This window comes from Thalassotalea agariperforans (assembly GCF_053470345.1).
Window position 1 is genome coordinate 322,673 of the sequence record NZ_JBQMWH010000003.1, and the last position, 10,587, is coordinate 333,259.

The 10,587-nt window shown below is 38.8% G+C and carries 7 protein-coding genes; 2 read left to right on the forward strand and 5 right to left on the reverse strand.

Annotated elements, in window-relative coordinates; all coding sequences use genetic code 11:
* Window positions 1-2: 2 nt before the first annotated feature.
* The gene (locus ACSLUO_RS06745) at window positions 3-263 is read right to left on the reverse strand and encodes a Txe/YoeB family addiction module toxin (protein WP_448247333.1); all 261 of its coding nucleotides are present in this window, start codon (window positions 261-263) and stop codon (window positions 3-5) included.
* The gene (locus tag ACSLUO_RS06750) at window positions 256-510 is read right to left on the reverse strand and encodes a type II toxin-antitoxin system Phd/YefM family antitoxin (protein ID WP_448247334.1); all 255 of its coding nucleotides are present in this window, start codon (window positions 508-510) and stop codon (window positions 256-258) included. The genes ACSLUO_RS06745 and ACSLUO_RS06750 overlap by 8 nt, the downstream gene beginning before the upstream one ends.
* Before the next feature lie 186 nt (window positions 511-696).
* Here ACSLUO_RS06750 and ACSLUO_RS06755 point away from each other — a divergent pair, with 186 nt between their 5' ends.
* On the forward strand, window positions 697-996 hold the full coding sequence (locus tag ACSLUO_RS06755; RefSeq protein ID WP_448247336.1) for a damage-inducible protein J: 300 nt from the start codon (window positions 697-699) through the stop codon (window positions 994-996).
* A gap of 278 nt (window positions 997-1,274) precedes the next feature.
* On the opposite strand, the gene ACSLUO_RS06760 is transcribed toward ACSLUO_RS06755, so the two are convergent.
* The 3 genes from ACSLUO_RS06760 to pulA all read right to left on the reverse strand — a co-directional run bounded on the left by ACSLUO_RS06760 (window position 1,275) and on the right by pulA (window position 7,122).
* Window positions 1,275-3,329 carry a glycoside hydrolase family 97 protein gene (locus ACSLUO_RS06760; RefSeq protein ID WP_448247337.1) on the reverse strand — a complete coding sequence of 685 codons (2,055 nt, stop codon included), beginning with the start codon at window positions 3,327-3,329 and terminating at the stop codon, window positions 1,275-1,277.
* Window positions 3,330-3,497: 168 nt separating this feature from the next.
* Window positions 3,498-4,100: a glutathione S-transferase family protein gene (locus ACSLUO_RS06765; RefSeq protein WP_448247339.1), complete on the reverse strand. Its 603-nt coding sequence runs from the start codon at window positions 4,098-4,100 to the stop codon at window positions 3,498-3,500.
* 187 nt (window positions 4,101-4,287) lie between these two features.
* Window positions 4,288-7,122: a pullulanase-type alpha-1,6-glucosidase gene (gene pulA, locus ACSLUO_RS06770; protein ID WP_448247340.1), complete on the reverse strand. Its 2,835-nt coding sequence runs from the start codon at window positions 7,120-7,122 to the stop codon at window positions 4,288-4,290.
* A 558-nt stretch (window positions 7,123-7,680) separates the two neighbouring features.
* On the opposite strand from pulA, the gene ACSLUO_RS06775 reads away from it, so the two are divergent.
* Window positions 7,681-10,560 (forward strand): TonB-dependent receptor, encoded by a 2,880-nt coding sequence (locus tag ACSLUO_RS06775; protein ID WP_448247342.1) that lies wholly within the window; start codon window positions 7,681-7,683, stop codon window positions 10,558-10,560.
* Window positions 10,561-10,587: the final 27 nt, after the last annotated feature.

Genomic DNA, 10,587 nt, shown 5'->3' on the forward strand with positions numbered 1-10,587 from the left:
AGCTAATAATGATAACGACAAGATAGTATCGTCAAATATGAATCTGAAACGGCATAAACTAAACGATTTGTTTCATCAATTCGTCTAGACCAGAAGCCTGATAAATTTTCTTTTAATGGCTCAGGTTTGCCGATCCCTTCAAATGGCGAACGTTTAGCATCGCTGATTAATTTGTTAATCCGTTTTAATGTTCTCTTATCTTGACCTTGCCAATAAATATAATCATTCCAAGCTTCATCTGTCCATGCTAGTTTCCTAGTCATCAACAATTTCTCGTTTGGTTATTTCACCTGATTTATATTGCTCAATAGATCTAGATAAATGAGCCGCATTAGCTGGAGATTTAAGCAAATGAACTGTTTCCATTAGACTATTATAATGGTCTAGTGACATGACTACCGCGTCTTCCGCGTCCCTTCGCGTAATAACGGTACAGTCAACGTCATTAACAACATTATCTAGAACAGATTTAAGCCCATTACGTGCTTCCGTAAAAGAGACAATACGCATAATTATTCTCAATAGTTGTACATATAATAAGACAAGTCTAGCTAATTAATGATACATGTACAATATATAAGACAATTTAAGGTTTGTAAGGCTGCAAACGTATCACCAAGGGGCTAAAATTGTTGTTTTGCTTTGATGTGAACGTTTAGATTTGTGAGTAAAAGGTATGTTAAAGGTAAGTTACTAATGAACACTTTTATTCAATTTAGCGTTGATAAAGAAACCAAACGCCTAGCGCAGTTAATGGCAGAAAGCCAAGGGCGTACATTAAGTGACACATGTCGTGAACTTACCGAAAGCTTAGCCGAAGAGCAGCGAAAATTGATGAACCATGATGTATGGTTATCAGAGCAAATAAATACGGCATTTGATAAGTTTGAAAACGAAAAGGCGAATTTTATTAAACATGCTGACGCACAAAGCTTGATGGAAGCAAGGAAACAGAAAATCCCTAATAGAGAAAAAGAAAATTCTCAGAGAATATAAATCAATTAGGCAATTAGAATAATTCGGTTGTTACACCAAAAACAAAGTTTTTCGCTAGAGTAACTAGGTAATTAACCGCTTTGTCGTTGGCTAAACATCACAATTGCTAACTGTGCGTTGCTAACATCTTGATGGTTATGATGAATTAACGTTTGAGGTGATGGTTTAGAGTTGTAATTCTTAGGGGATTAAACAATTAAAAAGGTTACTCAGTATTTACTACAGAGTAACCTTTTATGCTGTTATTTTTCAGGTGTTATTGGTTAAAGCTATTGGTGTTAATCGAGCGCTTTAAAACGAATAGCAAAGCCGCCGCTGGTGGCTAGGTTAATGCTTAATGAGTCGCTTGCGCTAACGGTTTTTTGCTCAATAATTATGTCGTAAGGTTTAGTGATCCAATCGGCATTGTCACCGTCACGGTAAATTTGTGCTTCATACTTTTTGTTAGGTGCTAAAAAGTCGAGTTTAAAGCTTAATTCACGGGCATGTTCATCGGTTAAACCACCAACAAACCAATCATCACCATCACGTTCTTGACGGGCAAAAACCACATAGTCACCAATTTCTCCGGCAATTGCGCGGCTGTTTTCCCAATCGGTCGGCACATCTAAAATAAATTGAAAGGCCGGTAGGTTTTTTTCGTAGTTGCGTGGTAAATCAGCCGCCATTTGAATAGGGCTATATAACACAACATATAAGGCTAATTGTTTCGCTAACGTGGTTTGTGGACGGTTGGCATTTTTATCTAAGCCATTAAAACCCATATCAAAAATACCTGGAGTAAAATCCATTGGCCCCGCTAACATACGAGTAAAAGGTAAAATTGCCGTATGCTCAGGTGGGTTAGGTGGTGTGCCCCAAGCGTTAAATTCTTGGCCACGAGCGCCTTCACGGGCAATCCAGTTCGGGTAGGTACGGCGTAAGCCCGTATCTTTTATTGGTTCGTGAGTATTGATTGAAATTTTATATTTAGCGGCGGTTTTTATGTTGTGTAAATATTCATTAACCATAAATTGACCATCGTGCCATTCTTTGCGCACAATGCCGTTTTCATCAATCCGTTTAATATTACCGCCGTCAGCGACATAACCGGTTTTAATTTGGGCGACATTGTGTTTTTGATACAGGGTAAATGCAGCTTCCATTTGTTCGCGATAGTTAGTAACACTGCCTGAGGTTTCATGATGACCAATTAACCGCACGCCAACTTTTTTACCATGGGCGCTGACAGCATCAATATCAAAATCAGGGTAAGGTTTAGTGAAATTAAAAATATCACCATTTGAGAACCAATCGTCGTCCCAGCCATAATTCCAGCCTTCAACTAACACACCGGCAAAACCGTATTTAGCGGCAAAGTCCATATAACGAATGGTTTCACTGGTAGTTGCGCCGTGAGTTGGACCACTGCCCCAAGTGTTTTCTTTAACATGCATGCCCCACCAAATACCTACGTATTTAGCTGGTTCTACCCAAGCAACATCACCGAGTTTATTTGGTTCGTTAAGGTTTAAAATAAGGTCTGAATTTAACAAGCCAGTGGCATCTTCACTAATTTGAATGGTGCGCCACGGTGTTTTAAAGTTAGCACCGGTTTTTACGCGAATACCGTCTGACCAAGGCGTTAAATCAGCTTTTAATTGGCCGGTTCTCCGTTGGTTTAAGGTCATGCCAGCATAATCTACGAGGGCAGCTTCATGAATACTAACATGGGTGCCATTGGCAAGTTTCATGGTCATCGGGGTATGAGTGTGCAGCGCTTTACTCAGTGGCGTCGTTTCATATACGTATTCGTAACGGTTAAATTCACGAGCAGGGATCCAATAAGCGGTGGCATGGTCGGCATCGGCAATATAAAACTCGGTTAACTCATCAATAATTTCAATATTACCGTTTAAGCCGTTTTGTTTTGGTACTTCGTAGCGAAAACCTAAACCGTCGTTAAATACCCGAAAACGCACATTAAACGTATTGGCGGCGGCACGGCTGGTTGTAAAGGTAACAAATAATTCATTGTGGTGATCAACTACATGTTTGCGTTCACCCCAAGGTTGTTGCCACTGGCTTTTATTTGACGATTGTTTGCTGGCTGAAATGGTAAAACCTTCATCAAAAGCGGCAACCTTTTTAAATGCCATACCCAATTTTGAATTGGTTAAAACATCTTTACCATTAAATGAGACTTGATAGTTTGGCGCTTTGTCGTCATTGACTGTGAGGGTGATTTTACCATCAGGTGAGCTTACATTAATCGTTTCTGCAAGTGTTAACGGGCTAACTGTTAAGCCAGTTAACACTAGGCTAGTTAATGCTAAGGGAATTAATTTTTTCATAGAAATACTTATAAAAAAGAATGATGCTTAATCATAAGTTCTAGGGCAAATTAAGAGATACACCTTACATACGTATTCAATGAAAATACTCGCCAAAACATTAGTTTAAATTTAGCTACTTTAACCCAGCGATTTTAAATGAGTGATTAAATGAGTGATTAATTGAGGTTAGTTATTCATGGATAGATAATTTTTTTGCGCTTGAATGTTGTTTATCCAACGTAAAATAGCGGGGTATTTTGATAAATCAAAACCACCTTCGTCAGCAACATGGGTATAACCATACAATGAAATGTCGGCAATGGTGAGGCTGTCGCCAACAAGGTAAGGCGTTTGAGCTAACTGTTGTTCCATCACGCTTAATGCTTTATTCCCGCCCGCTTGTTTACTGTGGTAATCCGCTAAACGATCTTCAGGTAGGCCTAAATATTTATTAATAAAACGAGCAACAGCAATGTAAGGTTCATGACTGTACTGTTCAAAAAATTGCCATTGCAGCACTTTTGCTCGTGTTAATTTGTCACTTGGTAATAATGGAGTGCCATCGGCAAGGTAATTTAATATCGCGTTAGATTCAGCAATAAATTCGCCATTGTCTAATTCAAGTAATGGAATTTTACCATTAGGATTTTTAGCTAAATAGTCAGGGCTTTGGCTTTCTTGTTTTAGTATATCAATATGGCACCATTGATGTTCAATGTTTAATAGTGCCAGTAATAATTTAACTTTGTAGCAGTTGCCTGATTGAATATCACCATAAACTTTTAGCATTTGATCTTGTCCTTAAGCTATTATTTTTAGCCGGTTACATGAACACACGGCGGAAATTGCCAACGGGTTGTTAGACATGTTGTTAAGTTGCAACCCGTTTTTCATTTTTTGAGTTTAAGCTAAGGTTTACACCGAGACAATACTAGAGCGTGTTGATCTTTGCTTGGTCTATTGCTGGTTGTATTGCTTAGTTTCTCTTGTTAACAAATACCGCGGTGGTAAACGCAGGTACTTGCGCATAGGTCTTGTTATCTGTACTAATTATTTTACTTTCCGCTGCTGTTTTATCAGCACCTTGTTGTTGCACAGGATGTAAAACAAAATCGCTTAAACCTTGATATGCAAAGGTTTGGCTGGTGGGGTTATTGTTAAATACCACGACAATTTGTTGATAGTTGTTATCAACAATAGGTGTTTCAGTGTCGTCTAATAACATCACAATTAACCCTTTTTGCTGCTCTGTGCCAGTATTTAAAAAGCTAACTTTGTTGATTATCGCTTGCGCTGACGTTAGGCGGAATAATGACGAAGAACTGCGCATCTTTAAAAAAGCTTGAAGGCTTGCCGAGGCAAACTCGATATCACTTGGCGTTACGCGATCGCGACCTTGATTATTTTTAATTAACGTTTGAATAAGCGGCCAATTAGCTTCGTCTTTTTCTTTTGGTGGTAGGCCAACATGGTAGTTATTATGGCTTTTGCTGTAATCAACTAAGTTAAACCAGTCGCTATAATCGTAACTGTCTCGTAAAAATGATTTGGAGCGCAATAACTCTGAGCCCATGTGAATAAAAGGAATGCCTTGCGCTAAAATGGCGTACGACAAGCTTTGGTTATGCAAGCGCACTCGTTGCTCTGTGGTGGCATGATACGGCAGGCGATATTGGCTGTTATCCCACAAGGTTTGGTTATCGTGTTTAGAAACATAATTAATGGTATCTGCAGGATCAAGTGCGTAACCAGCAGGTTGATCGCCATAAATAAGATCTTTACCCACAATTAGCTGGCCTTGTGCGTTTTCAAGTGGAAAGTTGGCTAAGTTACCGGCTAAACCAAGGCGTAGTTGATCCATTAATGAATAATATTGGCTATGATCATTTTGGTTTTGCATTTCATTGTTGAAGGTGCCTAAGCCATTGCCAATACCTTGATTTTTACGATGGTCAAAACCTGAAACATTAAAACTTGAACCACGAACGGCATCACGCAATCTGTCGGTATAGGTGCCAATTTCAGTACCAGCTAACTCTAACTGACTAGCTTGAATAAATTGTTGGTTATTGGCTACTTCGCCAAAGTTCCAGCCTTCACCATAAAAGTAAGTGTCAGGGTCAATGGCACGAACAGCATCACGGGCTTTTAACATGGCAGTTTTAGGTTGATGACCCATTAAATCAAAGCGAAAACCGTCAATTTTATAATCACGTGCCCAGATCACTAACGAGTCAATCATTAGCTTTTCCATCATCACGTGTTCGGTTGCGGTATTATCACAACAGGTTGATTGCTCAATTTTTCCGGTAATAGGGTGCAAACGTTGATAATAGGTGGGCACAATTTTATCGAGCACCGAAGTGCCTTTTAAACCGGCTTGGTGAGTATGGTTATAAACGACATCCATGATCACACGAAAGCCCATATTATGAAGACTTTGGATCATTTCTCTAAATTCAATAATTCGATGAACCCCTTCAGGATTTACTGCATAGCTACCTTCAGGTACGGTGTAATGAAAAGGATCATAACCCCAGTTGTAATTGTCTAACATGCGAAGTTCACCAATTACTTGTTGAGCATCGGCACTGTTAGGATCAAAGCTGTTTAATAGAGCTTGTAAGGTTAAGTGCTTATCGAATTCTTGCTGACAAATACTGGTTTTAGGTGCCAGTTGGCAAACTTTACCTAAGGTGTCAGACAACGATATTTGAGTATGTTTATCTTCATTAATGGTGCCTAAATCAAAGGTTGGTAATAAATGAATATGGTTTAAACCGGCTTGTTGCAAGCTTTGAATGTGTTTAATACCAGCGCTGTTTTTTTCACTAAACGCTTTGTATTTTCCGCGATATTGCTCATTTGAAAGTTGTTGTTCGGCGGCGCTAAAATCACGAATATGTGTTTCATAAATAACCGCGTCTTCCGGCTGCTGCAGAATAATTTCGGTTTGAGAATGCCATTTTAATGGCATGGCTTGGTTGGCGTTTAAATCAATAATTTGTGAATGCTGGCTATTGGTTGAAAGGCTCAATGAATAAGGATCGGTTGTGGTTAAGGTATGGTGCTTTTGCGTTTCAGGATGATAAACCGTAATTTGATATTGATAATAGGCTAAATGGTAACTTGCCTTGCCAGCGTCAGGCGTAAGCTTGGCAGACCAAACTCCGGTTTGGCTATCTTCTAACATGGTTAGGGTGGTTAGCGGTTTTTTATGGTCTTCGTTAAAAACTAATATCTTAACTTGGCTGGCGGTTGGTGCCCAAAGTTTAAAAGTGACTTGCTCATTTTGGCTGGCGGTATTTTTTATGCTTGCCCCTAAATCATTAACTTCATCAGCATCATGATTGCCTGTTGTGTATAAGTTATCAAGTACATTGGCAATTTGTACTTGGCTTATTTTTTTACTGTGATCAGCAAATTTAGCCGCAACATATAAACCATTTTTTAGCCATTTTTTCGCTTGTTCTGCGCTGATATCTACGTGATAGGCATTAAAATTAGCAAGGTGTGGCCATTGTTGTTTTAACGCAAGTGGAAATTCGCGGGCAGTAATATTAATGGCTTCTAGGCTCGTTGTGTTGTTTGAACCGTGGTTTATAGCGTTAATTATTTGCAGTTCGGTAATGGCTTTATGTTGTTTTGGCCATAATAACAAGTTTTGGCTAAGCCAATGTGCTGAAGCGTCAAGTTGGCTTTGTGTTGTTAATTGCTTAAGTTCATCAACATTGATTATTGCATCGCTACTTATTAACAGCTGCTTTGCATTATTGTTAGCATTATTTAACGGCTGGCAAGCACCGAGCATATTTAAGCTACAAAGGGTAATAATAAAGCAGGTAGCTAGGTTCAGATGTTTGCGCAATTTCGTCGTATACCACAAAGTTGAATTCATAAATTTTCCACAGTTTTTTATTTATTAATAAGTCTAATAGCAAGTTAATTCGTTAGCTTATTCTTATTTATTGTTATTTGAGTCATGACTATTAAGGTATTCGAATTAATGACAAATTGATAAAGCATTGCATACGTATTCATTATTATGCATTGCTGGTAAATATCGCTAGAACTAGCGGCTTTATTTTAACATTTTTTTGAAAGTGATTTAATTATCTTGTTGTTATACATCGCTTTTATTTTATCTTGTTGGTTTTCATCTCTTCGTTTTATTTTCTGTTATTGCTTGGTAAACCTGCTTTTTTGACAGCTTTTTGAATACGTATGCAAACTGTATTCAGCATTTGTTGCTCAGCCTATATTGGTTGTTAACCATATTCTTAGTTACAAAATGGTTACAAAAAATAACCTGAGTTTGCCGGAGAGCAAATTCCATAAAAAAGTCATGGACGAATATAGGGGAGAAGATATGTTTAAATTAAACAAGGTCTCGATTGCTTTAATAACCAGTGGCGCTATGGCGTATACGGGTTTACTTGCTGCCGAAGAAGCACAAGTAAATAAAGCTGCCGAGGTGGAAGAACAAGTTATTGAAGTGATTGAGGTTACTGGTTTTCGTCGATCATTAATAGAATCATTAAATCAAAAGCGCTTTTCAGATACGGTATCTGAGCAAATTACCGCTGATGATTTAGGTGGTTTGCCTGATGTCTCAATGGCGGATGCTTTAACGCGCTTACCGGGGATTGCGGCAGTACGTACTGGTGGGCAAGCGGCAGAAATTAATATTCGGGGTATGGATGGTGGTTTTGTTTCATCAACATTAAATGGTCGTGAACAAGTTTCTACCAGTGGCAGCCGTGCAATAGAATTTGACCAATACCCATCAGAGCTTATTTCACAAGCAGCGGTTTATAAATCACCAAAAGCATCATTAATTGAAGGTGGTGTTGCTGGCACGGTGGAATTAAAAACCGCCAGTCCTTTAGGTATTGAAGAAGCGCATAAATTTACCGTTAATGCCCGTGGCATGTATAACGATCGTGCAAGTGAAGTACACGATGCCGAAGAGTTTGGTCATCGTTTAAGTTTTTCTTATCAAGGTAAATATTTAGATGACACTTTAGGGGTTGCTTTAGGTTATGCCCGTTTGTATCAACCGAGTGTTGCTACCCAGTTTATTGGCTTAGCTTACAACGATGTGAAAGATGTTGATGGTTTAGCTAATGATACCGAAGGCCCAGACGATTGTGTTGAATGTGAATATATTTCTGAAGGTTTTGAATTACAGCATTTAGGCGGTAAAGAAACCCGTAATGGTTATGTTGCCGCGGTTGAATGGCAACCTAATGATAGTTTTAAACTACGCTTAGACGGTTTTGTTTCTCAGTTTGACAGTGAAACTTTTGCCCGCGGTTACCGGGTTAAATTAGGCGGCACTACGGGTGCTTATGGTAATGCTGTTGTCAGTGAAAACAATGTTATTGGCGCAACGGTAAACCGGACTTCTGATGGTTATACCCGTATTGAAACCGTGAATGATGATAACCAAGATTTTGATAAAGTTGAAAACTACGGTTTAAATTTAGAATGGCAATTAACAGAAAACTTAAGTGCTAATTTAGATGTGTCATTGTCAAAAGCGTCAAGTAACTTCCGTAATGGTTTGTTATGGGCATTAGTTGCTGAAGATGCTAATGCTGATACGCCGATGTTAGATAGCAATGTATCAATTAGTTATGGCTTAAATGGTTTAGATGCTCCTGATGTTGGTTTTAATCAAGCTGAGCAATTAACCAGTCTTGATCACGTGATGCTAAGTAAATATGGTATTTATCCGTTTGAAAATACCGATGAAATGGAAGCAGTACGGTTAGATTTACGCTACGAAGTACTTGATAACGATTATATTTCAGCGATTGAGTTTGGTGTTCGTTATTCAGATCGTACTTACACCAATGATCGTTCAGTGCTTGAATATGGTGATGATGGTGCGTTTTCAACAACCGAAGCGCCGTTAAAATTAACCGAAGATATGACCACCATTGTTGATTGGAAAGGTGAGTTTTCGAACTTCCCAAGCTATTTAGCCATAGATAACGACAAAGCACTGGCAGCATGGTTTCCTAATGGCGTACCTCAACCGGTACAAACTTGGGGCGCAGACTCAAGTGGTGTGATGAACGAAAGTTATGCTTGGACCATGCATCAAAGTGGCGAAGTGTATGAAACGGTTAATTCAGCTTACCTTATGGCGAACATAAATACTGAGCTTTTTGGTTTACCAGTAACCGGTAACTTTGGTGTTCGTATGGTAGAAACCGACCAATATGCAACGACCTTAGAAAATGTTGAAAGTGATCCACTTGCCGGCGCACAAAACGTTGTTGATGAAGCCGGCTTAGTGAACGACAGATATGCCCCTAAAGTGGTGGGTTTAACTTATACCGATTATTTACCGTCAATTAATTTAAATTTTGCTTTAACCGATAACGACCAGCTACGTGTTGCCGCCGCTAAGGTAATGTCACGCCCTGATATTAGCCGCTTGGCAGGGGATCGCAGTACTAATTTTGATTATACCCGCGATATTATCACCGGCTCTAATACCAATAACCCTTATTTAAAGCCATTCTACGCTACGCAATATGATGTTTCGTATGAGCGTTATTTTACTGAAACTGATGGTGCTTTTGTTGCTGCTTTATTCTTTAAAGACATTGAATCGTTTGTGCAAAAAGTAAAAATTTATGATTTTAACTTTGCTGAAAATGGTTTCTATGTACCTGAAACATTGGAAGATCCTGATTCAGGTCGAATGGTAACCGTTGATCCCGTGGGTGAATATGAATCAGCGTTTAACAACGCTGAAGGTGGTTATATTCGTGGTATTGAATTGGCTTATACGCAAGTATTTTCATTCCTACCTGATTTATGGTCTGGCCTTGGTGTGAACGTGAGTTATTCGTTCACACAAAGTGAAGTCAGTATCAAAACTGATTTAGCCGGTAGTGAACGCGAACAGCCGTTACCGGGTTTATCTGAAAATGTTTTACAAGTAACCGCCTTTTGGGAATACAACGACTTTGAAACCCGCTTAAGTGCTCGTTATCGTGATGAGTTTGTTTCTGAGCAATGGGGGGTTAACGAGCAAGTGGTTAACTTTGACGAAGAAATTGTTATGGATTTTCAAGCGTCTTACAACGTTAATAAAAATTTAGGATTGTTATTACAAGTTAATAACTTAACTGATGAACCAACGCAAAGTTACTTTGGTAGCACCGCTTATTCTGGCACAACGCAATACTTTGGTCGCCAAGTATATTTTGGCGCGAATTATTCGTTTTAATTACCAATAAAAGTAACAAAAATTAAT

Bases quoted from the DNA above. Each gene is read 5' to 3' on its own strand.
- ACSLUO_RS06755 (WP_448247336.1), top strand. From the start codon at position 697: ATGAACACTTTTATTCAATTTAGCGTTGATAAAGAAACCAAACGCCTA.
- ACSLUO_RS06745 (WP_448247333.1), bottom strand. From the start codon at position 263: ATGACTAGGAAACTAGCATGGACAGATGAAGCTTGGAATGATTATATT.
- ACSLUO_RS06750 (WP_448247334.1), bottom strand. From the start codon at position 510: ATGCGTATTGTCTCTTTTACGGAAGCACGTAATGGGCTTAAATCTGTT.
- pulA (WP_448247340.1), bottom strand. From the start codon at position 7,122: ATGCTCGGTGCTTGCCAGCCGTTAAATAATGCTAACAATAATGCAAAG.
- ACSLUO_RS06775 (WP_448247342.1), top strand. From the start codon at position 7,681: ATGTTTAAATTAAACAAGGTCTCGATTGCTTTAATAACCAGTGGCGCT.
- ACSLUO_RS06760 (WP_448247337.1), bottom strand. From the start codon at position 3,329: ATGAAAAAATTAATTCCCTTAGCATTAACTAGCCTAGTGTTAACTGGC.
- ACSLUO_RS06765 (WP_448247339.1), bottom strand. From the start codon at position 4,100: ATGCTAAAAGTTTATGGTGATATTCAATCAGGCAACTGCTACAAAGTT.